This is a genomic window from Bradyrhizobium sp. AT1, from assembly GCF_001590795.1.
Taxonomy (GTDB): domain Bacteria; phylum Pseudomonadota; class Alphaproteobacteria; order Rhizobiales; family Xanthobacteraceae; genus Bradyrhizobium.
This window is the reverse complement of record NZ_JXDL01000001.1, coordinates 689,718-715,788: the sequence shown is the minus strand read 5'-3', so window position 1 is coordinate 715,788 and position 26,071 is coordinate 689,718. Positions and strand designations below refer to the sequence as shown.

Sequence of the window (26,071 nt, the reverse complement as noted above, 5' to 3'; positions counted from 1 at the left end):
TGAACCGCCTCACGCCGCCGCAAGCAGCGCGCTGGCATGGTCGAGCACGCACTGCTTGACCGCTCCGACCTCCGAGGGTTTCGCCTTCGCGCTGACCGTCAACTCCAGAATCGGTGCCGCGGGATTGCCGACATCGAGCACCTTTGTGACGGTGACCGTCGGTTGCGCCTGATCGTCGATGCGAGAGTCGTTGCGAAGCTCCCTCAGGATGCGATCCGCAAGCGTATTGGCCGCGCCTGCCGGGACCGGAAAAGCCACCTTGACCTCTCCCGTGCCGGGGTAGGCGCTGTGGTTGATGATGGCCGCGCCCCATACCTGCCCGTTCGGCAACAGGATCTGGGTGTTGTCGGCCGCGACCAGCTCGGTCATGAACAGCGCCAGCGACTTCACCTTGCCGGCCTTGCCCGCGACCTCGACATCATCACCGATATGAAAGGGTCGGAACAATAGCAGCATCACGCCGGCGGCGAGATTGGAGAGCGTGCCTTGAAGCGCGAGGCCGATGGCAAGTGATGTCGCGCCCAGCACGGCGACAAGGCTCGCGGTCTGGATGCCGAACAGCTGAAGCACGGCGATGCCGACCACTGCGAGCACGCCGTAGCGCGCCAGGCTGCCCACGAACAAGGTCACCAGCGGGTCGACGCGGTGCGTGACGCTCAGCAGGCGTGTGACGAAGCGCTGCATGGCTCCGGACAGATACCAGCCGATCGCGAGCAGCAGGATCGCATAGGTCGCGTTCAGGCCATACAGGACCAGCGAGGCCTTCAGCGTGTCGAAATTGATGGTCATGACGGCTCCAACCCGGACAATCCGCAGAGAACTCGCGGCGGCGCGAAATGATCCGGGGGGAACACTGCCCCATGGGGCGGATTAGCGAAGCGAAATCCGCCGCGACGATCAGGATCGCGGATTACGCCTTCAGCGAATTCGCCCTACGGCGCACAATCGCTTGCGTTGCCCGACGGGCAAAACACGCCAGCCCTGGGTCAATCCGCGTTCGCAGAAATATTCCACTTTACCGAAATTCGACTTTGGCGTATTTGTGCCCCTTCGCACAGTGGACCGCGGGTGCCCAGCCGGCATCCGGTCTTCCCTGCACCCTCTGACAAAAGAGGGTGACATGACCGCGCAGGACTCGGGCAGGAACTGTCGCGAGATGACTGCGGCATGTTCGGTTTTCAAAAAGCACGCAAGTTTTGTCGAATTCGATCGGGATCGCACATGCGAACACCGCGACCGAACGTCATGACGCACGCGCGGTCTTGCGCAGGACCATATTGGCGCAATAATGCTCCGCTACGTTGTGATCCGGAATCAACCGATCCCGTTTTTTGGAGGGTGACGAGAGTGTTCGCTCGCACCATTGCTCTGGCCGCCGCCATTGCCACCTTGACCGCGTTTGATGGTGCGGTCGCACAGACGACCAGCCAGCCGCCCGACACGATGGCGGCGCGGGTCGAAGCCTGTACGCCCTGTCACGGCAATCAAGGCGAAGGCACCAGCGACGTCTATTTCCCGCGGCTTGCCGGCAAGCCGGCCGGCTATCTCTACAACCAGCTTCTCGCCTTCAAGAATGGCCGGCGAAAATATCCGCCGATGAACTATCTGCTGGAATTCCTGCCCGATCCGTACTTGCAGCAGATGGCGGACTATTTTGCGGATCAGCATCCGCCGCTGCCCCCCGTGGCAGCAAGCGATGCAAGCAAGGACGTGCTGCAGCACGGCCAGTCGCTGGTCTCGCGCGGCGATCCGCAGCGGCAGATTCCGGCGTGCGGAAGCTGCCATGGCCCTGCCCTGACCGGAATGGAGCCGGGAATCCCCGGCCTGCTCGGCCTGCGCCCGAACTACATCAGCGCGCAGTTGGGCGCGTGGCGCTACGGCACGCGCACCGCGAAGGCGCCGGACTGCATGCAGCAGGTCGCGGCGCGGCTGACCGAGGACGACGTGACGGCGGTCGCGGCGTGGCTGGCGAGCCGCCCAGCGCCCGTGAACGTTGCGCCGGCACCGAAGGGCACGTATGTGCTGCCGTTCGCGTGCGGCAGTGAACCGGATTGAGGAGACGGAATTGCGATCGTGTTCACCAATCCTTGCCGTATGGCTGTTGCTCTTCGCCGGCTCGTCCGCCGAGGCCCAGACGAAGTCCGGCCCCGATAGCCTCGTCGCGCGCGGCGAATATTTGGCGCGAGCCGGCGATTGCATCGCCTGCCACACCGCGCCCGAGGGCCACACCTTTGCCGGCGGACGCGCCATGCCGACGCCGTTCGGTACCCTGTATTCCTCCAACATCACGCCGGATCGCGAGACCGGGATCGGCAAATGGACGGCCGAAGACTTCTACAAGGCGATGCACTACGGACGCTTTCCGGACGGCGGATTGATGTATCCGGCAATGCCGTTCGCGTCCTACACCAAGGTCACGCGCGCCGATACGGAGGCGATCTTCGCCTATCTGAAGTCGATCCCGCCGGTGAACCAGCGCAATCGTGAACACGATCTGCGCTTCCCCTATTCGAACCGCCAGCTGATTCTCGGCTGGCGCACGCTGTACTTTTCGGAGGGCGAGTTCAAACCTGACCCGACCAAATCCGCCGAATGGAATCGCGGCGCGTACCTGGTCGAGGGCCTCGGTCACTGCGGCATGTGCCATTCGCCGATCAACGCGCTCGGCGGCACCTCGCAGTCCGATGCCTTCAAGGGCGGCCTGATCCCGATGCAGAACTGGTATGCGCCCTCGCTCACGTCCAACCGCGAGGCCGGACTGGGCGACTGGAGCATCAAGGACATCAGCGACCTGCTGCAGACCGGCGTCTCCATGCGCGGCGTCGTTTACGGCCCGATGGCAGAGGTCGTGCACAACAGCCTGCAATATCTCAACGACGAAGACACCCGTGCCATGGCGGTGTACCTCAAGGGCATTGCGGAAGGCTCATCGCCACCGCCGGCGAGCTCGGTGTTGCCGACAAGCGAGAGCAGCCTGCTCGTCAGCCTCGGCAAGACCGTCTACGACAAGCACTGCGCGAGCTGTCACGGCACGCAGGGCGAAGGCAAGCCGCCGCACTGGCCGCCGCTCGCCAACAGCCAGTCGATCGAGATGCAGTCGGCGGTCAATCCGATCCGCATGGTGCTCAACGGCGGCTATCCGCCGGGTACCAAGGGAAACCCGATGCCCTACGGCATGCCGCCGTTCGCGGGTCTGTTGTCCGACAACGAGATCGCCGCCGTCGTCTCCTACATCCGCACCGCCTGGGGCAATCGCGGCACGCCGGTCTCGGCGCGCGAAGCCAACGAGCTGCGCTCCGCCCCGCTGAACTGAGACATCACATGATCAACTCCGATCCGCCGACCAGTCCAGCCGCCGCCGACCAGGCCGTCGAGGAGGTCGTTGCGCAAGGCCCGTCCGGCGCGATCGTGCTCGCCGGCATCGCCACGGCCTGCGTGGTCGCGATGTGGTTGGCCTTCTATCTGTTCGTGTTCCTGCCGCGCGGATCGCTGCAATGAGCACACAGGACACCCACGAAAGCGCCAGCGCCGCGGTCGCGGCCCGCGTCGAGCGGCGCTGGGCCACCATTGCCGTGATCATCATCGTGATGATGGCGCTACTGGCGGCCTTTGCCGGCATCCACCGCGCGACCATGCCGCAGCCGCGCGTCGAGATCATCGATCCCTCGCGGCTGCATCTGTCCGGCGAATTCGTCGAGAGCAATCTCGGCAGCGTGCTGGAGGCCAACGGCAGCGTCACCGTCCGCGCGATCGGTCAGCAATATTCCTTCACGCCGGCCTGCATCGTGGTTCCCGCCGATACGCCGATCACGCTGCGCGCCACCAGCGCCGACGTGGTGCACGGCATCCTGATCCAGGGCACCAACGTCAACACCATGCTGGTGCCCGGCTACATCTCCGAGCAGCTGATGCGCTTTACCAAGGCCGGCGACTACCTGATGCCCTGCCAGGAGTTTTGCAGTTTTGGCCACGAGGGCATGTGGGGCAAGGTCAAGGTGATCGACAAGGCCGAATTTGCGAACCGCGCAAAGGGCGGCGGGAGGCTGAGCTGTGTTGGTCAATAGAAAGCTCATTCTCGCTCATTTCTGGCTGGCCTTCGCCGTGTTCGGCATCGCGCTGACGCTCGGCGCCTGGCAGATGCTCATCCGCAGCCCGATCGGCACCTGGCTGTCCAATCCCGAGCTGTACTACCGTTCGCTGACGGCGCACGGCACGGTGATGGGCTACGTCTTCCCGACCCTGGTCGCGATGGGTTTCGGCTATGCCATCAGCGAATCCGCGCTGCAGCAACGCCTGGTCGGCGTGCGCTGGGCCTGGGCCGGATTCTGGCTGATCGTTGCCGGCAGCGTCATGGCGGTAATCCCGATCGCGCTCGGCCGCGCCTCCGTGCTCTACACGTTCTACCCACCGCTGATCGGAAACGTGTTCTATTATCTCGGCGTCGTCCTGGTCGTGGTCGGCTCGTGGATCTGGGTGGCGCTGATGTCGGTAAACTTGCGCATCTGGCGCAAGGCCAATCCCGGCGCGCCCGTGCCGCTTGCCATGTTCGCCAATGTCGCGGGCTCATATCTGTGGGCCTGGACTGCGGTCGGTGCCGCGCTCGAGCTGCTGCTGCAGATCATCCCGGTCGCGGCGGGGCTGAAGAGCACGATCGATGCCGGCCTCGCCCGCATCTTCTTCTCCTGGACGCTGCATGCCATCGTCTATTTCTGGCTGATGCCGACCTACATCGCCTATTACACCATCGTGCCGCGTGCGATCGGCGGCCGGGTCTATTCCGACAGCATGGCGCGGATTTCCTTCATCCTGTTCCTGGTGGTGGCGATGCCGATCGGAATGCATCACACCTTTGCTGATCCGCAGGTCGGCGCCGGCTTCAAGTTCATTCATTCGGCCTTCACGGCGCTGGTCGCGCTGCCGACGCTGCTGACGGTGTTCACGATCTGCGCCTCCGTCGAGATCGCAGCGCGCCTGCGCGGCGGTCGGGGCCTGTTCGGCTGGATCAAGGCTCTGCCCTGGGACAATCCGATGATGCTGGCGCTGGCGTTCTCCTTCGTCATGCTCGGCTTCGGCGGCGCCGGCGGCCTCATCAACATGAGCTATCAGCTCGATGCCTCGATCCACAACACGCAGTGGATCACCGGCCATTTCCACCTGATCTTCGGCGGCGCCATCGTGATCATGTATTTTGCGATCGCCTATGATCTGTGGCCGCATCTGACCGGACGCGAGCTGATCGATGTCCGCCTGATGCGGACCCAGCTCTGGCTGTGGTTCATCGGCATGATCGTCACCACTTTCCCGTGGCACTGGGTCGGCATTCTGGGCATGCCGCGCCGCATGGCCTATTTCGACTTCGGCGATCCCGCCATCGCGCCGCAGGCGCTCTCGGTCACGTTCTCGGCGATCGGCGGCTTCATCCTTCTGGCCTCGGGCATCATGTTCATCGTCATCCTGGCGCGCGGCATGCGCGCGCCTCAGGTCGACGCCGGGCCCTACCGCTTTGCGCTCGCCGTGCACGAACCGAGGACGGTGCCCGTCGCGCTCAATACGCATGCATTGTGGGTGGCGCTGATGATCGCTCTCACCCTCACCAATTACGGCTATCCGATCCTGAACCTCGCGCTGAGTTCGGGAACGTCGGTGCCGGCCGTCTATGTGGGAGCGCAGTGATGAGTGCGCGCGACCTCTTCACCTTCAGCAATCCGCATTTCACGCGAGGCGTCGGCATCACCGGGGCGATCCTGGTCGTAACGGCGATCGCCGGCTTCATCGTGCTGCCGTTCGCCCAGCCCTGGGTGCAATTCGCCAATGTCTGGGACGCGATCTGTAGCGCTGCCGGCGTGCCGCAGCGCGCGGCCAGCGTCACGGCGCCCGATCAGACCAAGCGGTTGTCCGAGGTCGTACTCACCTCGAACACGCTGTCGCGCCCGAGCCAGGAGGCGATCGGCCGCGGTGCGACGCTGGCGCAGCGTTGCGCGATCTGCCACGGCCCGACCGGCATCAGCCGTGCGGATTCGCCCAATCTCGCCGGCCAGTATGCGGCGGTGATCTACAAGGAGCTGCACGACTTCCGTTCGGGTGCGCGCAGCAATGCCGTGATGTCGCCCTTCGCGGTCAATCTCACCGACCAGGAGATCGCCGATCTCTCGAACTATTACGCCTATTTGCCGCGGCTTCCGGCCTACCACCCGACGCCGCAATTGCCGAAGCCGAATATCGTCATCTACGGCGCGCCAATGCGCGGCATCGCGCCCTGCGGCTCCTGCCATGGCAGCCTCGACAACAAGACCGGCAGCCCGTGGCTGGAGGGGCAATCCGAGGCCTACATGAAGGCGCAGCTCCAGGCCTTCGCCTCCGGCGAGCGCCGCAACGACATCAGCCAGCAGATGCGCAACATCGCGCGCGCGATGACGCCGCAGGAGATCGAGCAGGCCGCGGCGTATTATGCGTCGCAGCCGCCGGATGTGGTGAAGGCGGTGGATTAGACGGTTTCGTGGCCCGGATGGAGCGCAGCGCAATCCGGGGCCGGTACATCCGCCGTACAGCTGTCCCGGACTACGCTGCGCTCCATCCGGGCTACAAGCAACCTACGACGACGCCAGCTTCGGCCGCCCGTAAATCGCATCTGCGCGCTTTTCGAACGCGGTCGAGAACCGCGCGAAGGCGGCATCGAACATCGAGCCCATCAGCAGCGCCAGCATGCGGCTCTTGAATTCGTAGGCGAGGTAGAAACCGACGTCGCAAACGCCCTCACCTTTGGGTTCGAACGTCCAGCGGTTTTCGAGATTGCTGAAGGGACCTTGCAGATATTCGACGAGAATCTTCAGATTGGCGCGGTCGAGGCTCACCCGGCTGGTGAAGGATTCCTTGACCAGCTTGAACGACACCGTCATGTCCGCGACTAGCACCTCAGTGCCATCGGGCTTGGCCATGCGCTGGCGCACCTTGAGCGCGCTGCAGAGCGGCACGAATTCCGGATAGCGCTCGACGTCGGCGACCAGATCGAACATCTCGGAGGCGCTGTGATTGACACGGCGCTTGCTCGAAAATTTGGGCATGGTGGCTCAGATGGCGGTTCAGCGGGCAGTCGCGGCCCGTGCGGCCTTCAGTTTCGCGAAATCCTCGCCGGCATGATGCGACGAGCGCGTGAGCGGGCTCGCCGACACCATCAGGAAGCCCTTGGTGTAGGCGACCTTTTCGTACGACGAAAACTCGTCCGGCGGCACGTAGCGCATCACGGCGTGGTGCTTGCGGGTCGGCTGCAGATACTGGCCGATGGTCAGGAAATCGACGTCGGCCGAGCGCAGATCGTCCATCACCTGCTGCACCTCGTGACGCTCCTCGCCGAGGCCGACCATGATGCCGGACTTGGTGAAGATGGTGGGATCGAGCTCCTTGACCCGCTGCAACAGCCGGATCGAATGGAAATAGCGCGCGCCGGGCCGCACCGTGAGATAGCGCGACGGAACGGTTTCGAGATTGTGGTTGAAGACGTCGGGCTTGGCGGCAACGACCACCTCGAGCGCGCCCTCCTTGCGGAGGAAGTCCGGCGTCAGGATCTCGATCGTGGTCGAGGGGCACGCAGCGCGGATGGCGCGGATCGTCTCCGCGAAATGCTGGGCGCCGCCGTCGGCGAGATCATCGCGGTCGACCGAAGTGATGACGACGTGGGCGAGCCCCAGCTTGGCGGTCGCCTCGGCAACGTTTTGCGGCTCGGCTGCGTCCAGCGCATTCGGCAGGCCGGTCTTGACGTTGCAGAAAGCGCAGGCGCGGGTGCAGGTGTCACCCATGATCATGAAGGTGGCGTGCTTCTTGTCCCAGCACTCGCCGATATTCGGACAGCCCGCCTCTTCGCACACCGTGTGCAGGCCGTTCGACCGCACGATATTGCGGGTGTCGGCATAGCCGCGGGTGTTGGGGGCGCGCACGCGAATCCAGTCCGGCTTCGGCGGCGAAGCGGAGTCAGGGCGATTCACCTTTTCGGGGTGGCGCGGGCGCAGCGGGTTCGAGATGGTATCGACTATAACGACCATGGGCTGTCCGGTCTGTTCAGGTCCTACCTAGTCGGTCTGGCCCTGCATCGCAACCCGGCTCGCACCGCTTCAGGGAACATGGCAGATATGGGCAATATCTTGCTCTGTTCTCAAGCGATTCTCACCTCGAATGGCTCCAGTCTCGAAGGCCTCCACACCGCGCCTCGGCAAATTGCTCAAGCGCAGCTTTTTCGCCCGCGACGTCCGCGAGGTCGCGCCCGACCTGATCGGCGCGACCATGCTGGTCGACGGCGTCGGCGGGATCATCGTCGAGGTCGAGGCCTATCATCATACCGAGCCGGCGGCGCACTCCTACAATGGCCCGACGCCGCGGAACCAGGTGATGTTCGGCCCACCTGGCTTCGCCTATGTGTACCGCTCCTACGGCATCCACTGGTGCGTCAATTTCGTCTGCGAAGAGGAAGGCTCGGCCAGCGCCGTGCTGATCCGCGCGTTGGAACCGACTCACGGCTTAGCTGCGATGCGCCGCCGCCGTCATCTCCAGGATCTGCACGCGTTGTGCTCGGGCCCCGGCAAGCTGACCGAGGCACTCGGCATCACCATCGCGCACAACACGCTGCCGCTGGACCGCCCACCGTTCGCGGTGCATGCGCGGACAGAGGATGTCGAGGTCGCGACCGGCATCCGCATCGGTATCACCAAGGCGGTCGAGCTGCCCTGGCGCTATGGCGTCAGGGGCTCGAAATTCCTGAGCAAGCCGTTCCCGAAATAGGCTTACGTCGCCTGCTTGAGCCGCTCCAGCGCCTCGAGCAGCTTGGCCTTGCGGGCCAGCGCGGCCTCACGCTTTTCGCGCTCCTCCTCGACGACCTCCTCGGCCGCGTTGGCGACGAATTTCTCGTTCGCAAGCTTGGACTCGGCGCGCTTGATGTCGGCGTCGGCCTTGCCGATCTCCTTGTCGAGGCGCGTGCGTTCGGCGGCGACGTCGATCACCCCCTTGAGCGGCAGCGCGGCCACCTCGCCGCGCACGAGCAGCTGGACAGCTCCGTCGGGCGCCCTGTCGGCGAACGAGATGTCCGACAACCGGGCCATGCGCTTGACGACGTCGATCCAGCGCGGCGCGCGCTCCTTGGTCTCGGTCGAGGCGCTCACGAGCACCAACGCGGTCAGCGTCGCCGGCGGGATGTTCATCTCGGCGCGCACCGAGCGGATCTGCGTGACGAGGTCGATCACCCAACCGATTTCGGCTTCCGCCTTGGGGTCGCTGAAGTCGGCATGGTCGAAGATCGGCATGACCAGCAACGGCGACACCAGCGGATCGGTCGGCCCGGCTGCCGCCGCGAGCATGGCGAGCTGTTCCGGCGTCGGCTCGGACGGCTTCAGCGGCCATTGCGCAAGCGCGAGCAGCCCGTCGCGCTTGGCCGTCACTTCCCACAGCTCCTCGGTGATGAAGGGCATGAAGGGGTGCAGCAGCTTCAGGATCTCGTCGCGCGCCCAGGCGACCATGGCGCGGGTCTCGTCCTTGGCCGGGCAGTCCGGGCCGAGCAGCACGGGCTTGGCGAGCTCGACATACCAGTCGCAATAGACGTTCCAGACGAAGCGATAGATCGCGCCTGCCGCATCGTTGAAGCGATAGGCTTCGATCGCCTCGGTCACCTCGCGCGCGGTGTGCGCGCTCTCATGCGCGATCCAGCGGTTCAGCGTCTGCTCCGCCTTCGCCGGCTCGAAACCCTCGGGCACGGCGCAGTGGTTCATTTCCGCAAAGCGGCACGCATTCCACAGCTTGGTCGCGAAATTGCGGTAGCCCTCGACGCGGCTGGTGGCGAGCTTGATGTCGCGCCCCTGCGCAGCCATCGCGGCCAGCGTGAAGCGCAGCGCATCCGCACCATATTCGTCGATCAGATTGAGCGGATCGATGACGTTGCCCTTCGACTTCGACATCTTGGCGCCCTTCTCGTCGCGGACGAGCGCGTGGATGTAGACGGTCGAGAACGGCACCTCCTTCATGAAGTGCAGTCCCATCATCATCATGCGGGCGACCCAGAAGAAGATGATGTCGAAGCCGGTCACCAGCGCGTTGGTCGGATAATAGCGCTGCACCTCGGGGGCATCTTCCGGCCAGCCCAGCGTCGAGAACGGCCACAGCGCCGAGGAGAACCAGGTGTCGAGCACGTCCTCGTCGCGGGTGATGAAGCCTTCGCGCTTGTTGCGGTCGAGCGCCATCTCGCGGCCCTGCTCGGCCGTGATGACCTCCTGCTCGACGTAATAGCCGAGCGCGTGGCTGATCGCCTCCTCCTCGGTCTCGGCGACGAATACCTTGCCGTCGGGCCCGTACCAGGCCGGGATCTGGTGACCCCACCAGAGCTGGCGCGAGATGCACCAGGGCTGGATGTTCTCCATCCATTCGAAATAGGTCTTTTCCCAGTTCTTCGGCACGAAATTCGTTTCGCCCGAACGCACCGCCGCGATCGCGGGCTTTGCCAGCGTCTTGGCGTCGACATACCACTGGTCGGTCAGATACGGCTCGATCACGCTGTTCGAGCGATCGCCGTGCGGCACCATGTGAGTGTGAGGCTCGATCCGCTCGACGAAGCCGAACGTTTCCAGTCGCTCGACGATGCGCTTGCGCGCGACGAAGCGGTCGACCTTGTGGAATTCCTCGGCGAATTGCGAAGCGCCTTCCGGCAGGTCGCGCAGATAGTCCTCGTTATCGACGAGATCGAGACACCCTTCCCTGTCGAGCACGCTGATGCGGCGCAGACCGTGGCGATTGCCGACCTCGAAATCGTTGAAGTCGTGCGCCGGCGTCACCTTGACCGCGCCCGAGCCCTTTTCCGGATCGGAATAGTCGTCGGCGACGATCGCAATCTTGCGGCCGACCAGCGGCAGGATCACGTTCTTGCCGACCAGCTGCAGATAGCGCTCGTCCTCGGGATGCACGGCCACGCCGGTATCGCCGAGCATGGTCTCCGGGCGCGTGGTCGCGACGACGATGAAGGTCGAGGGATCCTTGGGGTTGAAGGTCTTGCCTTCGATCGGGTAGCGCAGATACCAGAGGTGACCCTTGACCTCGGTCTGCTGCACTTCGAGATCGGAGATCGCGGTGAGCAGCTTGGTGTCCCAGTTCACCAGCCGCTTGTCCTTGTAGATCAGGCCGTCGCGATGCAGCTCGACGAACACCTTGACGACGGCTTTCGACAAGCCCTCGTCCATGGTGAAGCGCTCGCGCGACCAGTCGCAGGAGGCGCCGAGCCGCTTGAGCTGGTTGATGATGGTGTCGCCGCTCTCGGCCTTCCACTGCCAGACCCGCTCGAGAAATTTCTCGCGGCCCATCTCGCGGCGGCCGGGCTGCTGGCGCTCCATCAGCTGCCGCTCGACCACCATCTGGGTGGCGATGCCGGCATGATCGGTGCCGGGCTGCCACAGCACATCGCGGCCGCGCATGCGCTCGAAGCGGCACAGGATGTCCTGCAGCGTGTTGTTGAGGGCGTGGCCCATGTGCAGCGAGCCCGTCACGTTCGGCGGCGGGATCACGATGGTGAAGGGCACGGCATCGCGGCGGTCGGGCCGACCGGCCTTGAAAGCAAGGCTGTCCTCCCACACCACGGACATGCGGGCTTCGATATCGGCGGGCTGGTAATTTTTCTCGATCATAGGGCGCTAGAAAGCCGCGTGTGCGGGTCAAGTCAACGGGAAGCTGGCGGCAAAGGGCTTCCAGCCCGGGCCGCAGGCCGAATATGCCCTGGGAGCAGGGCTTTATCGGGGCCGAACCGCCGTCTCAGCGGCCGCCGCGCGAGACCCGCTCGATTTCGGCCTTCACGATGCGTTCAACGAGACCCGGCAGATTGTCATCGAGCCAGGACTTCAGCATCGGGCGCAGCATCTCCTTGACCAGATCCTCCAGCGTCCGCGCGTTGCTGCTGAGCACCGTATGGGCCAGGGAGTTGAAGGCGGATTCGACCGCGGAGACTGTCGACTGCGCGAGCATGGGCTGCTGCGGCGGCAGCGGCGGAGCGTCGAAATCCACCGGCGCGTAGGACGGCGGCGGCGTTGGACGCGGCGGCGGCGATTCGGCGAATTCCAGATCGTCGCGCGGCTCGACCTTGCGGAAGCTCGGTGGCGGCGGAGGCGGCGTCGGATCCATCGCCATCTCGTCGGTCAATTCGAGCACGTCGGGTTCAGGCTCCGGCTCGGGCTCCGGCGCGCGAACCTCGGGGGCCGTCGTAGCAGTGTCGAGCCCCGCCAGCAGCGCGTCGATATCATCCTGGCTATTCGGGCCGGCGTCGGCCGCAGGCGCGGGCGGCGGCGGCGCGGGAGCCGGCTTCGGGGCCGGTGCGGGCTTTTCAGCCGCAGGCTTGGCGGGTGCGACCTTGGAGGGCGGGATGTCGTTCATCGCAGGCTTTGCCGCGGCGGCGGCAGGAGCCGGTGCGGGCTTGGCGGTCTCGGCCGGCGGCGGCTTGGCCTCGTCGTCGGCAATGATGCGCCGGATCGAGGCCAGAATCTCCTCCATCGAGGGTTCTGTGACCTTTGCAGGCTGCGTCATCTCCGACTCCACATCATCAACGCCCTCGCATGCGCTGTTTTACACCAAGCACGACGGGATTGGCCGGTTCCGGATGGGTGGCCCGCCATTTTCGTCGCGGCAGCCCGACTTGTCCCCAGATCACGGCTCAACGTGCAGCGGTGCGCCCCTGCCCCCGGCACTCAAGCTTTACGCACACGGTATCAACGCGAGCCGAATCGACCCGCATTGTCTTGACAAGGCTATGTCAGGGATTTTGACGATTGCAAGCAAAGCGCCGGTTGGCCTCGGCACTTGGCGAGGCCGACCGGATACTTGCGGGAAAATCAGCGCCCGTCAGGCGTGCGCACGCCGGCCCAGCTGTCGCGAACCTGGTGGTAGTGAACGCTGGGATCGTAGACCGTGGTCGCAAGGCCGAGAACCTGCGGTGTCAGACGGCCGACGGCGGACAGAACCTGGTAGGATGCGACGACGCGATCGTGCTGTGCGGTCACCAGCGCAACGCGCGCATTGACCAGCGCCTGCTGCGCGTTGAGCACGTCGAGCGTGGTGCGCTGACCCGCCTTGGCCTCCTCGCGCACGCCGTTGAGCGCGATCTCGGATGCCGTGACCTGCGCCTGAGCCGACTGCACCTGCGCCTTGCCGGCCTGCAGCGAGCCCCACCACTGCACGATGGTCGCACGCACCTGGTCCCTGGTCTTTTCGACGTTGAGGCGCTGCTGAGCCAGATTTTCCTTGGACTGCCGGATCAGCGAATATTTGTTGCCACCATCATACAGTTGCCAGTTGGCGGACGCGATCGCAGATGCGCTGGTGGCCCTGTACTGAATCAAGGACTGCTCATTGGCCTGCTGGGCATTGACTTGCACTGCGACAGTCGGCAGCAGCGCGCCTTCGGCGATCTTGACCTGAAGGAAATTGACGTCGATGCCGAACATAGCGGCGGTGACATCCGGATGCTCGACGAGGCCGAGCTCGACGGCCGCGGGAAGCGTCGGGGGCAGATACCGGTCGACAGGCGAGCCCGGCGCGAGATTCGACGGCTCGTTGCCGATGAAGCGGCGGAAGGCTGCTCGCGTCGTGTTGAGATTCGCTTCGGCGGTGAGTGCCTGCGTCCTGCCCGCCGCCAGTTGCGCTTCAGACTGCGCGACGTCAGTGCGCGTCACTTCGCCGACGTTGAAGCGATCACGAGTCTGTTTCAGCGTTTGCTCAAGCACGCGCACGTTGCTGCGCTGGACTTCGAGAGTCGCGGAATCGCGCAGATAGTCCATATAGGTCGTGGCAGCCTGAAGCAGCACACTCTGATCGAGGCTGCGCAGCGCCTCGCGTGAGCCGGACACTTGGCTCTCCGCCGCCCGCGTCCTGTTGGCGGTGATGTTGCCGTTGTAGAGCGTCTGCGCAACGGTCACGCCAACACTGCGGGGCGCCGTTGCTCCGTAGAACGGCGCGCTCGACACCGAACTCTGCTGGTCCTGATATTGATAGCCGCCGCTCGCCGTCACCGTGACCGTGGGGCGATAGCCCGACAGCGCTTGCGGCACGTTTTCGTCGGTCGAGCGCACCTGGGCACGTTGCGCGTTGAGCTGCGGATTGTTCTGATAGGCGCGCACCAGCGCGGCCTCGATCGTGTCCGCCAAGGCAGGCGTCGGCCCGGCGAGCGCGAGCAACAGGACCGAAACCGCAGCTCCGGTGAAGAGCTTCACCCCATGCATCCCAAAATTTCCGTTCATTCTAACGCCCATCTCGTGCCCGCGAGTTGGGTTACCGTCTACCGAGTGGAGTCGTTGCCCCGCCGCAACATAGGATGCGGATTGGCGCGACGGAACTACCTGAACGTAGTTCTCGGTGGAAACTCTTCACGTGCAGCATCCCGGCCACACTTCTGATTCAGAACGGGATTTTATAGGGTTTGGCCGGTCAGAAGACGAAGGCGGCGGCCCGTTCCAGCCCGGGAAGGACCGGGGCGGCAGCGTCGAACAGGGCGCGATGGCCGAATTCGCCGTGAGTATGGGTCACGATCACGGCCCGCGGCGGCCTCGATTCGGCGGACACGCCCACCAGACGCCCGCCCTCCTTCAGCTGCCCGAGCAGTGCCTCCGGCATCACCTCGGCAGCGCCATTGAGGATGATCACGTCATAGGGAGCGGCGGATGGATCGCCCTCGGTGCAGGCCGCGGCCTTGCAAGTGACGTTGGCAAGGCCAAGGGCAGTGACCGCGTCCTTGGCCTTCGCCGCCAGGGCCGAATCGCATTCCGTCGCGGTGACCTGATGCGCCAGCTTGGCTGTCAGCGCGGCGAGGTATCCCGTGGCACAACCGACCACCAGCACATTGTCACCCTCGCCGATTTCGGCGGCCTGGAGCAGCTTGCCGGTCAGCTGCGGCTTGATCAGGAAGCGCTTGGCTGCGCCCTCGCTGACGTCGAGGTCGAGATCGAGATAGGCCAGCGCCTGCCTGTCGGCCGGCACGAAGGCCTCGCGCGGAACCGTGAGCATGGCATCGAGAACACGACGGTCGGTGACGTCATTGGTGCGCACCTGGCCATCGACCATTTTGAGGCGCGCGGTCGAGAAACCGGACATTTGCGGACCCTGCAATGCGGCAATGCCGCGAACCAAAGTTGGCGCATCTTTGGAACATGCCCGCCCAAAACGCAACACGGCCGTGAGCCCTGTGGGGCCAGGGTGTCCGCATCTTACCGCATCAGGGCCGGAACGGATTATTCGATCGCCACCGCAAGGCGGCCGATCAGAGCAGCGACCTCGTCGAGCCGCGCCGAGTCAGGGGTCTCGACCGCACGCGCCAGACAGGCGAGGCATTCGTCGTCGCTGAGCTCGGGAATGTCGGCCGGCAGAATCGAGGGGGCCATCTGGAAACGGTCGACCTGGATGTCTGGCATGGGAATCAGCTCCGTAAAAATCCGGCAGCTGCGAAGCTCGATTTCAATTGAGTCGATTTGGCGCCGCCCGGATGGCGCGACGGCGCCTATGCACACATCTGCTTGAAGCCGATTCCAGCCGGGGTCGTGGGCGAACCGCTCAGAAATCAACGAAGCGAGGTCGCGCGCCGCATGAGGACGCGATCACAACTCATTGAATTTGCAGCAGGATTTGGCTCCCCGGGCTGGATTCGAACCAGCGACCATCCGATTAACAGTCGGATGCTCTACCGCTGAGCTACCGAGGAAAAGGCGAACCAGTCGTTCGCGCGCGGCTGCGTATAACAAAGCCGCTTGCGCTTGCAAAGGACGAATTCGTCATCATCCGAACGTACTTGAGGAAGGGGCCGAACGGCCCCTCCTCCGGGCCATGTTTCCGAGCAATGTCAGCCGGCCGTTATTCCGCGAGGAACGAGGTGGTCTTGGTGCCGGGGTCGTAGCGCAGCCGAAGCGCGGTCATCTTGCAGAGGTTGACGTTCTTCCACAGCACGGCCTCGTCGTAGTTCTGCCAGTCGACGCGGATGTTCCAGACACAGCCCTCGTCGTCCTCGTCGAACTCGACATAGGTGCTGGCCTGGTTCTGCAGCACCTTGTCGAGCTCGTTGTCCCACTCGTCCAGGCCATCGTCCGGCGCGTTGAAGCCGAGGAATTTGATGGCGTAGCCGGTCTCGTTGACGATGGTGACGTTGCGGGCGTCAGCCGCGAAAGCGGGCATGGCGGCGATCGAAAGACCGATCGCGACCAACCCGGACAGAAAATATTTCATTTGAAATTTCCCTGATCGAAACAGGCTTCAGCGCCTGGCGTCGATCGGCGCAGGCGCCGCGGCAACCAATGGCGTTGCCTCAGGAGGTTCGTCCGGAGTGCGATCGAAAGGTTCACGATCGATCGGCACTCCGGGACGTTTGCGCGACGCGAGACGCGCCCAGCCTGTTTATCGTTTCGAATTCTCCGCAGCAATGAACGGGCATTCATAGATCGGCGGAGTTTGTTTTCTCCGGCGCAGGCGCTGGCATCGCAGCACCATTGCTCTTCCCGGTCACGGCGCCGACCAGCGCCTGCACGGGATCGTCGCCCGGCGCAAAGCCGCTCTGGCGCAGGATCTCGTCGATCATCGGACGCAGTGCGTGCACCTTGAGCAGCTCGCCGGCGAGGCCCTCGCCGAAGCCGACATTGCCGCCGCCCGCGCCATTGCCGCCGAACGCGCCGCCGGTATGCAGGATGCGGACGTCCTTGAGGTTGGCGATCGGCCTCACCATCTCGGCCAGCGCCGAAGGCATGGTCTCGATCCGCTTCTTGGCGATCTCGAAGTCGATGACATTGGCGCCGAGCTTGTTCTGCGCCTCGTTCTTCATGGTGATGACGGCAGCTTCCGCCTCGCCGATGTTGCGGACGCCGACGGCCTTGATCTTGTTGGACTCGGCTTCGGCGGTGGCCAGCGTCTTGACGGCCTCGGCACGATCGAGCGAGGCCTTCTTCTCGGCCTCGGCCGCGACGATCAGCTCGGTCGATTTGCGTTCGGCCTCGGTGCGGGCGGCCAGCACCTGGGTCAGACGGGCACGATCGGCGACCTCGACCGCGCGTGCGGTGACGACCTTTTCCTCCGCCGAGACCGCGAGCGCTTCGGCGGTCTTGGCTTCGGCGACGGCTTCCGAGGTCTGCTTGCTCTTGGACGCGATCTGGATCTCGTTCTCCTGCGTCGCGATCTGGATCTCGCGCTGGGCGTCGGTCTTGCGCTTATTGATCGCCAGATCCGACTCGATCACCGCGGTTTCCTTGACCTGCTTGGCGCCGGCTTCCTTCTCGGCAACGGCACGATCGGTGTCGATGCGGGCGTTCTCCTCGGTGAGGCGCGCGGTCTGCGTCGCAGTTGCCACCTCGGCGCGGGTGCTCGCGGTCTTGTTGGCGATGTCGCGCTCCTGCGACAGCTCGGCTTCTTTTTTGGTCCGCTCGATGGTCAGGGTCTGCTGCCGCGCCTCGAGGTCCTTTTGCGCGATCGCCACCTCGTTGTCGCGCACGATCGAGTTGCGGTCACGCCGGCGGGTCTCGGTGACGGTCTTGAGCTGGGTCAAACCTTCGGCGTCGAAGAAATTCTCCGGGTTGAAGAACTTGACGTCGGTCTGGTCGAGCTTTGTCAGCGACACGGATTCAAGCTCCAGGCCGTTGGACTTGACGTCGGACTCGACGGTTGCCTGCACGTGCTTGACGAAGTCCGAGCGCTTCTCCTGGAGCTCGAGGATGCTCATTGTCGCCGCCACCGAGCGCAGGCCGTCGACGAATTTCGCCTCGACCTGGTTGCGCAAGGCTTCGGCGTCATTGGTCAATGCGCCCAGCGTCTGGCTCGCCAGCGCGATACTCTCATCGTCGGGACGGACGCGGACGTAGAACTCGGCGACGATGTCGACGCGCAGGCGGTCCTTGGTGATCAGGGATTCCCGCTCCTTGCGCTCCACGGTGAGTCGCAACGTCTTCAGATTGACGCTGGCATAGGAGTGGAAGATCGGCAGGATCATGGCGCCGCCGTCGAGCACGACTTTCTTGCCGCCGAGGCCGGTGCGCACGAAGGCCTCGTCGCGCGTGGCGCGCTTGTAGAGGATGGTGAAGACGATCCCGAGGACGACGATCAGCGCGACGCCGATCATGGCCGGGACTGCGATGTCGAACATGACTTTCTCCAATGAATGCTTGCTAACTGCTTAGAGGCGGCTTGGACGGCTTGAGTTCATCGTCGGCCTTCACGGCGACGAAGCGAGTGCCGTCGCGATCGACCAGCAGGACCATGGTTCCCTGCGGCAGGGGTGACGACGACGGCGCGGCGACCGCCCAGACGAAATGGCGGTTGCCGTGGATGTCGGCGACGCTGACCTTGCCGGGCGGCCCCTGGTCAAGCGGGCCGATCACGACCTCACCGATGCGGCCGACGAGATCGCCGAGGCCGACGGCGTAGCTCTCATCCTTGGGGATGACCCGCGCGATGGTCCTGCTGGCGGCACGGACCAGCGGAACCGACACGACGACGGCTCCGACCGAGGCGACCGTCGCCGGCAAGGGGCCGGCCACCATCCGCGCGATGTCCTGGATCAGGAAACCGGTGATGGAGAAGGCGCCCAGCAGCAGCAACAGGAAGATCAGCAGCGGCACGCCGCCGACATTGATCCAGGAGATGGCGTTGATCACGCCATTGTCGCTGGGATGACCAAAGTCGATGTTGGTGCCGAGCATCTCGCTCAAGGAGGCTCCGACCAGCATCGAGACCACCTCGATCGAGCCGACGATGACGATCATGGCCGCCGCGATCGCGAACGGCCTGACCTCCGGCGACATGACGTGTTCGAGCAGAGCGCTCATGACACTGCACTCAGGAGCGCGACTTCAGCCGCGCCAGCCTCGCCGCAATTTCCTTGTCGCGATGGAGCGTGCTGAGCTCGTCGATGTCGCTCGAATATGGAATGCCCGGCGGCACGCCGGTGGCCCGCGCCACCGCCCTGCCCGCGCGCAGCGCCTTGGCTGCCGCGGACGCGCCGCCCGGCTTGCGGGGCGACGTCGAAGCCTGATGGCTCGCGGCCGCCTCGCTCTTTTCGAGATCGGCGCGACGCTGCTCGGCGTCCTGGAGGGCCGACAGCACCGCACGCAGCGAGGTGACGCATTGCTCGATCTTCTCGTTGTTCTCGTCGATGGCGCGGGAGAGCACCTCGAACTGCGCCTCCAGATCCATCTGGCGCGCGATGCCGGAGCGGGCGAGGTCGTCGCGCCCGTCGGCGATCGCGCCTTCGATCTTGGGCGCGAGATCGGTCATCTCGCGCTCGATCTCGGTGCGGCGCGCATTGAGGCGGTATTCCTCGGCACGGGCCGCGGCGAGCGCGTCGCGCGCTTCGCTCTCGGCGCGCTCGATCTCGCGGATGGCCTGTCCGACCACCCCAAGCTTGTTCTTGCCTTCCGCCTGCTCGATCGCGTCATAGGCAATCCCGGCGATCAGGCGTCCGACCCGGGACAGGAAATTTTCGGGAGCGGCAGCGATGGTATCCATGGCGTTCTCCTCCTCTGGCAGGCTGTTCGGCGTGACGCCGTAGTGAACTTCAAAACCGTCATCGGTGCGGATCAGGCGCGCGGGCACGCTCTGCCCCCAGCCCTCGGCATAGCCGGCATAGTCGAAGGGCACGCTGAAGCGCCCCTCCACGGTCGCGATCGAAATGGTCGCGGGCCCCTTGATCTTGGCGAGCTTGTCGTCGAGCGGCAGACGGCGGCCCTGCGCCGCGCGATATTCGGTGCGGTCACGCAGGCCCAACGTCACCAGGCGCGACGGCAGCGCGGTTGCTTTGCGGATCGGGTCGTAGGCATGGGCGTGCAGCAGGACGACATTGGAGCCGACGTTATGGCTCCGTGCCACCTCGTCCAGAATCTCCATCATGCGGTCATAGGCCCTGAACGTCGCCTCCAGTGCGGCCTTGGCGGCCGGGTCAGGGGCAAGCCTGTAACGCAGCGCGGACGGCGCGTTTCGGGGCGACTGGCTCATGGAAAGCACTAAAGCACCGTTTTGGTGCTTTTGGAAGAGGAGGTGCGATCACGTTTCCCTGATCCTCATATACTCTACTGATTAGTCGTCGTGCGCCGGACCGCGTTCAAAGCCGGTCATTCACCCCTAGATCACAGCCGATCAAGACTTCTTGCACGTGCGGGTTGCAATTTGAGACGAAATGCGGGCAGCGTTCGGCAACGACCTCGCCCGCTCCGCTTGCGTGTACCGGACGCGTTGGAGCGTTCTTGCGCTGCTCCTCACGGCCGCCGGCACACCAGGTCGATCTCGATCAGGGCATCGTAGGCGAGCCCGGTGACGCCGACACAGGTGCGGGCCGGCAGCCGGTCCGCCGGGAAGAAGCCGCGATAGGTCTCGTTCATCGCGGCGTAGTCTTCCTTGAAGCGCGTCAGATATATCCGGGTAATCACGACGTGCTCGAGCCCGAGATCGAGACCTGAAAGAACCACCTTCAAATTCTCCATCACCGCGCGCGTCTGCGCGACGATGCCGTCAGGCAGCACGCCCGGCGCCTGCGGCGTATCCGGCATCTGGCCGGTGACGAAGACGAAGCCGTCGGTCTCGACGGCGTGGCTGAAAGGCGCGACCGGCTTCGGTCCGCCGCTGATCATGTGGAATTTCACTTGGACTATCCCTGGGTTTAAGGCGCGTTCTCGAACAGGCGCTTGCTGAGGATGGCGTGCACGCCCCAATTGCCGTCGACCACCTGCGTGACGCCGAAATCGACGGCCGCCGACATCAGCGCGATCGCCTCGTCCTCGCTGAGGCCTTTGACGTTCATCAGGAAGCGCCGCATCTTGCGGAACGCATCCTTCATGGCGAGGTCGAGCGAGGACTTCGCATAGACCTCGCTCTGGCCCTGCGCGCCGAACTCGGCGAGGTAATTCGGATGGCTGAAACCGGTCAGCACCCAATCGGTCTCGGTCTCGATCAGGGGATAGGAGAGGTCGGCGAAGGGCCGGCCGGCGAGATCGCCCTTCTTGTGCAGGATCACCTCGAAGGTGCCGGTCATCGAGCATTCGATCGCGGTACCGCTGAGCTCGCCGTCGCCCTGTGCGGCGTGGGGATCCCCGACCGACAGCAGCGCGCCGGGAACGGAGACCGGAAGATAGACGGTCGCCCCCTTCCCCAGGCGCCAATTGTCGAGATTGCCGCCGAAATAGGACGGTGGCACGGAATCGACGAAATCGACCTCGCGCGGTGCCACCGCGATCACACCGAAATGCGGACGCAAGGGAATGCGGATGCCGTCGAGCACGGCATGGCGGCGCTTGATCGTGGCGGGCGCGACGGGAACGCCGGGATAGTCGTAGGTGGTGTGCACGACACCGAAGGGATCGGTCTGCGGCTCCCAGCGGTACGAATAGAGCGCGCGGGCGTGCGGCACCTCGGCATCATCCAATATCTCGTAGATGGTGACGGCTTCGCGCGGCTTGGGACCGCCGAGAAACTCGCTGTAGTGATAGCCCCACCATGCTGCGACCGAGGAGCCGAACACGCGGCCCGCATGCTCGGGATTGCGGCTCGCCCGCGGCACGATGTCGAGGATGCGCACCTCCAGCACGTCGCCGGGCTGGGCGTCCTTCACCGCTACGGGGCCGGTGCAGATGTGCACGCCAAAGCCCTCGCCGGCACCGCGGCCGAACACGCTGGCGTCCATCGGGCCGGCACCGCGGCGATCCACGTTCTTCCGGGCCTTCGTCCAGCCGAATACGTTTTCGGCGGCGGCGTCGCCTGCGATCATCAGCTCGGGGGCGTCGGAGGCGTGCTGTGTCAGGGTTTCGATGGTGATGGTGTCACCGGAGGCGATCTCGATCTGGGGCGGGAGCGAGCGGCTGAAATAGCCCCAATGGACGCGGCTGGCCTCAACCGGAAGGTGATGATGCTCGCGCTCCGCGGTCGTGCGCTCGACGGCGCTGACACGAGCGACGCTGCTGCATGCCTCGACGCTCTGATGCGCCCGGAGCTGCACCAGCGCCTCCTGCGGCCAGCCGCGCTGACCGATGATTCCGTGCTGTGCCGTCGCGCGCTCCGCCTCCTGCTGCCGGAACTCGCGCGGCGGCAGGCCGAAGCGATGACGGAAGGCGCGGCTGAAATGCGCGGAGTCGCCAAAACCATAGGCGTAGGCGATCTCCGAGATCGATCGATGCGCCTCGGTCGGGTTGGACAGATCAGCCCAGGCGCGCTGCAGCCGGCGCTCGCGGACGTAATGGGTAAAATTGTCGCCGACGGTCTCGAACAGCTTTTGCAGATAGCGCTCGGATATCCCCTCGGCTTGCGCGACACGTGCCGGCACCAGATCGGGATCGTCGAGACGGCGTTCGATGGTCTGACAGATCCGGTGCAGCAATGCGGCCTGCGTCGCGCTCGATCCGGCGTCAGACGTCGAGGCCGCCAGCTGGTGCGCGAGCGTCAGGAGCAGATCGACGAGACTTTGCGCCACCGCATTCCATTCGGCGTCGCTCAACGCATCGAGCGTGCGCGCGGTCGCATCGAGCAGACGCGCGAATACATCGGCAAGGCCGCTCGGCGGAACGACGCGGGGCTCGCCGAGCCGCGGCTTGCCCGAGAGACGTCCGTGCAGCGCCTCCGAGGTCACCGACAGCACGATGGCCCGCATGTCGCGCTGGAAAACGATGCCCCAGTCCCCGCTTCGCGGCAGCAGCACGAGATGGCCGACGGGCACGATGCGGTGGCCGCCGGCGCTTTTCAGCACCATGCCGTCCTCGAGCGGCAGCAGCGCAAGGGGAACGTCTTCGCTTGCCTGCGCGAGCGGGCCGACGCTCTGCGCGCCCGCAGCCATCCGCGTAAGAGCGACACCTGCGGCATGGCGATGCGACGCCGTGGCATGGCCGTCGAGGAAACCGTGACCACCCGAAGGTCGCAGCCCGATCGCAGCCAGCACGTCCCGCCAGGCTTCGGGGCGGTCGTCTTGCGCGTAGGACTCGCTCGTGAACGGACGGAAGCTCATCGGATCGACCCAGATTGCAGCGGATCGAAGCAACCTCTGTGCCAGACGCACGCAATCATCCGTCGCCGCGACGGGCCGCAAATACCGTTCGTCCTTCACGCGTTCATCCCGGAAACGGACTATCCCTCAATGCATTAGTCGCACCGGAAGATGTTTTTTCGGATCGTGCCGTGGACACCCCAATTGGCGTCGACCACCTGGGTGACGCCGAAATCGGCGCCGACCGACATCAGCGAGATGGCCTCGTCCTCGCTGAGGCGATGCACCGTCATCAGGAATCGGCGGAGCTTGCGAAACGCGTCGCGCATCGCACGGTCGAGACTGCTGTGATTGGCAATCTCGGTTTGCGCATCGGCGCCGAGCGCGGCCAGATAGTTCGGATAAGTGAATCCGTAGAACGACCAGGCCTGATCGGTCTCCAGCATCGGATGATCGAGGCCTTCCAATTTGGTGCCGGCGAGATCGGCCTTCTTGTGCAGGACAAACTCGAAATCGCCCGTCAGAGACGTCTCGATCGCGGTGCCGCCGAGCTCGCTGTCGCCTTGGGCGGCATGGGGATCGCCGACCGAGAAATAGGCGCCGGGCACTGCGACCGGATAGAACATCCGCGCGCCCTTGCCGATGCGCCAGTCGTCGATATTGCCGCCGGTATAGCTCGGCGGGATCGAGCTGACGAAATCGGCCTCCGACGGCGCGAGCCCCATCGTGCCGAAATGCAGCCGCGCGGGGACCCTCACGCTGGAGAGAATATTCTCGCGCTTCGTGATGGTGGCGTGGTCGACGCGGACGCCGGGATAGTCGATGGTCGGATGGACGATGCCGTCAGGGTCAATCTGCGGCGTCCAGACATAGTTGTAGACGGCCTTGGCATAGGGCTCGCCGGACGTGTCGAGCTCGAAGATGGTGACGACCTCGCGTGGCTTCGGCTCCTCGATGAGATCGTGGTAGTGAAAGCCCCAATTCGCGGCGACGTTGGAGCCAAAGCAGCGGCCGGCGTGGCAGGCGCTGCAGCTCGGCCGCGGCCGGACGTCGAGGATGCGCACCTCCAGGACATCGCCGGGCTCGGCACCTTCGATCGCGACGGGGCCGGTGAGGAGATGCACGCCGATCCCCTCGCCTGCGCCGCGGATGAACGGGCCTTCGGTGGGGCCGGAGCCGCGACGCGCGACGGCCTTGTGCTCGGCCGTCCACTGGAACACGCTCTCGGCGCCTGGATCGCCCTGGATCATCCGCTCGTAATCGTCATTGGCGTGATGGGTCAGCGTCTCGATGGTGGCGCGATCTCCCGAACGCAGCGTCAGGGCCGGGCTGACGGTCTTGGAGAAATAGCCCCAGTGAACGGTTTTCGGCGAAACCGGTAGCGTGAAATGCTTCATGAATGGCCTCTTCGGAGAACGCGGTCGTGAACCCTCCGGGGGCAGCGCTCATCGCACGGCCTCCGGAGACTTGTCGGCTTCCATCACGCTGAGGAAACGCGCCGTCAGCGGATTGCGGGGATTGGAGAGCACCTCATGCGCCGGCCCCTCCTCGATGATCGCGCCGCCACTGAGGAACGCGACGCGGTCGGCAACCTCGTCGGCGAAGCGGACCTGGTGCGTCGAGATGATCATGGTGAGACCGTCGTCGATGGCGAGGCGGCGGATCACCTCCAGCACCTCGTTGACCAGTTCGGGATCGAGCGCCGAGGTCGGCTCGTCCAGAAGCAAGACGCTCGGGTTCGGTGCCAGCGCCCGGGCGATGGCGACGCGCTGCTGCTGGCCGCCGGAAAGGTGCCGCGGCAGCGCATCGGCACGATGCGAGAGCCCGACGCGGTCGAGCAGCTCGGCTGCGCGGCGTTCGGCATCGATGCGGGTCATGCCGTGCACCCAGCGCAAGGGGCCGGCGATGTTCTCCTTCGCCGACAGATGCGCGAACAGATTGAACTGCTGGAACACCATGCCGACGCCGACACTGGCCCGCTCATTGGCGAGGTCGCGGGGGGACAGCCGCTTGCCGTTCTCGCCAAAACCCAGCCGCCGTCCGCCGACCCGCACGGTGCCGGCGTCCCAGTTTTCGAGATGGTTGATGCAGCGGAGCAACGTGCTCTTGCCGGAGCCGCTGGGGCCGAGCAGCGCAACGACCTCGCCGACCCGCACCGTGAGATCGAGGCCGTCGAGCACCTTTTGCGGGCCGTAGCTCTTGGTGAGATCCCGGGTCTCGACCGCGATGTTGTTGCGCGCGATCGTCTCCGCACGCCGGGTGCGTTCCTCGCGGGTCAGCGCCAGCGGCGGCGTGTCCGGGAGCTGTGCCTGTGCGGGCGCTGGATCATCCGCGGTCACCTCGGCAAGTTCGAGCTTGGTGGCGAGATCGACGCGCCGCCACGGCAGGTAATCGGCGAGCTTGCGCTGTCGGCCCTTGGCCCGGTCGAGATCGAGCAGCCATTCGACGAACAGCTGGATCATGCTGATGGCAAAAGTCAGCACGAGATACAGCAGGCCCGAGGCAAAGAAGATCGAGAAAAAGTCGAAGGTCGAGGACGCCAGCTGCGTCGAGCGCAGCGTCAGCTCCTGCACGGCGACGACAGAGGCGAGCGAGGAATTCTTCAGCGCGCTGACGGCCTCGTTGCCGAAGGCCGGGATCATGGTGCGGATCGCCTGCGGCGCGATCACGCGCCACATCAGGATTCGCGGCGTCATACCGAGCGCCTGCCCCGCCGTCACCTGCCCGCGATCGACGCCGAGCACGCCGGCGCGCAGCATCTCCGCGATGAACGGCGCCTCGTTGCAGGCGAGCGCGAGACCTGCCGCCAGCACCGCCGGCAGCTTGATGCCGATATGCGGCAGCGCGTCATAGGCGAACACCATCTGCAGGATCAGCGGCGTGCCGCGGAAGATCACGGTATAGGCCCGGGCGATCGCAGCCAGCGGCCAGAAGCGCGAGAGCTGCATGCCGGCGAGGATCAATCCAAGGATCAATCCGCCGCCGAGCCCGAGGGCGGTCACCTCGAGGGTGAGCTCGATGCCCTCGAGCAGATACGGCATGCTGAGATAGTGCAGGAACAGAGACATCAGTCAGCCGTCAATCCGAGCGGGATCAGGTTTCGCCGAAGGCGGGCGAACTGGCCAAGGGCCAGTT

23 protein-coding genes and 1 tRNA gene are annotated in these 26,071 nt (G+C 65.0%); 7 read left to right on the top strand and 17 right to left on the bottom strand.

What is annotated here, in order from left to right; all coding sequences use genetic code 11:
- Positions 1-9 precede the first annotated feature (9 nt).
- Complete coding sequence (locus SE92_RS03370) at positions 10-789, bottom strand: mechanosensitive ion channel family protein (protein WP_063194461.1); 780 nt, start codon at positions 787-789, stop codon at positions 10-12.
- Between the two features lie 558 nt (positions 790-1,347).
- On the opposite strand from SE92_RS03370, the gene SE92_RS03365 reads away from it, so the two are divergent.
- From SE92_RS03365 to SE92_RS03345, 6 genes are read left to right on the top strand one after another with little or no spacing between them, the layout of a single operon-like run.
- Positions 1,348-2,055 (top strand): c-type cytochrome, encoded by a 708-nt coding sequence (locus SE92_RS03365; protein ID WP_063194460.1) that lies wholly within the window; start codon positions 1,348-1,350, stop codon positions 2,053-2,055.
- A gap of 43 nt (positions 2,056-2,098) precedes the next feature.
- Positions 2,099-3,313 carry a cytochrome c gene (locus SE92_RS03360; protein ID WP_245324798.1) on the top strand — a complete coding sequence of 405 codons (1,215 nt, stop codon included), beginning with the start codon at positions 2,099-2,101 and terminating at the stop codon, positions 3,311-3,313.
- Positions 3,314-3,321: 8 nt separating this feature from the next.
- Positions 3,322-3,498 carry a hypothetical protein gene (locus tag SE92_RS36460; protein ID WP_027542758.1) on the top strand — a complete coding sequence of 59 codons (177 nt, stop codon included), beginning with the start codon at positions 3,322-3,324 and terminating at the stop codon, positions 3,496-3,498.
- Positions 3,495-4,064, top strand: coding sequence for a cupredoxin domain-containing protein (locus SE92_RS03355; RefSeq protein ID WP_063194459.1), 570 nt, complete (start codon positions 3,495-3,497; stop codon positions 4,062-4,064). Before SE92_RS36460 ends, SE92_RS03355 begins: the two co-directional genes overlap by 4 nt.
- Positions 4,051-5,673: a b(o/a)3-type cytochrome-c oxidase subunit 1 gene (locus tag SE92_RS03350; RefSeq protein WP_063194458.1), complete on the top strand. Its 1,623-nt coding sequence runs from the start codon at positions 4,051-4,053 to the stop codon at positions 5,671-5,673. The genes SE92_RS03355 and SE92_RS03350 overlap by 14 nt, the downstream gene beginning before the upstream one ends.
- Complete coding sequence (locus SE92_RS03345; RefSeq protein ID WP_063194457.1) at positions 5,673-6,488, top strand: c-type cytochrome; 816 nt, start codon at positions 5,673-5,675, stop codon at positions 6,486-6,488. Before SE92_RS03350 ends, SE92_RS03345 begins: the two co-directional genes overlap by 1 nt.
- 102 nt (positions 6,489-6,590) lie before the next feature.
- Here SE92_RS03345 and SE92_RS03340 read toward each other — a convergent pair whose 3' ends face one another.
- A complete protein-coding gene (locus SE92_RS03340; RefSeq protein WP_063194456.1) occupies positions 6,591-7,061 on the bottom strand; it encodes a type II toxin-antitoxin system RatA family toxin in 471 nt (156 codons plus the stop codon).
- A gap of 18 nt (positions 7,062-7,079) precedes the next feature.
- Positions 7,080-8,036, bottom strand: coding sequence for a lipoyl synthase (lipA, locus tag SE92_RS03335; RefSeq protein WP_063194455.1), 957 nt, complete (start codon positions 8,034-8,036; stop codon positions 7,080-7,082).
- 130 nt (positions 8,037-8,166) lie between these two features.
- Between lipA and SE92_RS03330 the strand changes: the two genes are divergently transcribed.
- A complete protein-coding gene (locus tag SE92_RS03330) occupies positions 8,167-8,769 on the top strand; it encodes a DNA-3-methyladenine glycosylase (RefSeq protein ID WP_063194454.1) in 603 nt (200 codons plus the stop codon).
- A 2-nt stretch (positions 8,770-8,771) separates the two neighbouring features.
- Here the strand turns inward: SE92_RS03330 and SE92_RS03325 are convergent, their stop codons facing one another.
- The 14 genes from SE92_RS03325 to SE92_RS03260 form a co-directional block, all read right to left on the bottom strand.
- The gene (locus SE92_RS03325; protein WP_063194453.1) at positions 8,772-11,648 is read right to left on the bottom strand and encodes a valine--tRNA ligase; all 2,877 of its coding nucleotides are present in this window, start codon (positions 11,646-11,648) and stop codon (positions 8,772-8,774) included.
- Between the two features lie 124 nt (positions 11,649-11,772).
- Positions 11,773-12,537 carry a PopZ family protein gene (locus SE92_RS03320; RefSeq protein ID WP_063194452.1) on the bottom strand — a complete coding sequence of 255 codons (765 nt, stop codon included), beginning with the start codon at positions 12,535-12,537 and terminating at the stop codon, positions 11,773-11,775.
- 305 nt (positions 12,538-12,842) lie between these two features.
- The gene (locus SE92_RS03315; protein ID WP_063194451.1) at positions 12,843-14,228 is read right to left on the bottom strand and encodes a TolC family outer membrane protein; all 1,386 of its coding nucleotides are present in this window, start codon (positions 14,226-14,228) and stop codon (positions 12,843-12,845) included.
- A gap of 205 nt (positions 14,229-14,433) precedes the next feature.
- Entirely contained in the window at positions 14,434-15,096 is a 663-nt protein-coding gene (locus SE92_RS03310) for a protein-L-isoaspartate O-methyltransferase family protein (RefSeq protein WP_063194450.1), read from the bottom strand.
- Between the two features lie 137 nt (positions 15,097-15,233).
- Positions 15,234-15,413 (bottom strand): hypothetical protein, encoded by a 180-nt coding sequence (locus SE92_RS03305; protein WP_063194449.1) that lies wholly within the window; start codon positions 15,411-15,413, stop codon positions 15,234-15,236.
- A gap of 212 nt (positions 15,414-15,625) precedes the next feature.
- A tRNA-Asn gene (locus SE92_RS03300) sits at positions 15,626-15,700 on the bottom strand.
- Positions 15,701-15,849: 149 nt separating this feature from the next.
- Positions 15,850-16,218 carry a hypothetical protein gene (locus tag SE92_RS03295; RefSeq protein ID WP_063194448.1) on the bottom strand — a complete coding sequence of 123 codons (369 nt, stop codon included), beginning with the start codon at positions 16,216-16,218 and terminating at the stop codon, positions 15,850-15,852.
- Positions 16,219-16,423: 205 nt separating this feature from the next.
- Positions 16,424-18,118: a flotillin family protein gene (locus SE92_RS03290; protein ID WP_063194447.1), complete on the bottom strand. Its 1,695-nt coding sequence runs from the start codon at positions 18,116-18,118 to the stop codon at positions 16,424-16,426.
- Between the two features lie 22 nt (positions 18,119-18,140).
- Positions 18,141-18,800, bottom strand: coding sequence for an OB-fold-containig protein (locus tag SE92_RS03285; protein WP_063194446.1), 660 nt, complete (start codon positions 18,798-18,800; stop codon positions 18,141-18,143).
- Positions 18,801-18,810: 10 nt separating this feature from the next.
- On the bottom strand, positions 18,811-19,974 hold the full coding sequence (locus tag SE92_RS03280) for a PspA/IM30 family protein (protein ID WP_063194445.1): 1,164 nt from the start codon (positions 19,972-19,974) through the stop codon (positions 18,811-18,813).
- 251 nt (positions 19,975-20,225) lie between these two features.
- On the bottom strand, positions 20,226-20,609 hold the full coding sequence (locus tag SE92_RS03275) for a RidA family protein (protein ID WP_063194444.1): 384 nt from the start codon (positions 20,607-20,609) through the stop codon (positions 20,226-20,228).
- A gap of 17 nt (positions 20,610-20,626) precedes the next feature.
- Positions 20,627-22,957: an acetamidase/formamidase family protein gene (locus SE92_RS03270; RefSeq protein ID WP_063194443.1), complete on the bottom strand. Its 2,331-nt coding sequence runs from the start codon at positions 22,955-22,957 to the stop codon at positions 20,627-20,629.
- 134 nt (positions 22,958-23,091) lie between these two features.
- Positions 23,092-24,333, bottom strand: coding sequence for an acetamidase/formamidase family protein (locus tag SE92_RS03265; protein WP_063194442.1), 1,242 nt, complete (start codon positions 24,331-24,333; stop codon positions 23,092-23,094).
- Between the two features lie 48 nt (positions 24,334-24,381).
- Entirely contained in the window at positions 24,382-26,004 is a 1,623-nt protein-coding gene (locus SE92_RS03260; protein ID WP_063194441.1) for an amino acid ABC transporter permease/ATP-binding protein, read from the bottom strand.
- Between the last annotated feature and the right edge of the window lie 67 nt (positions 26,005-26,071).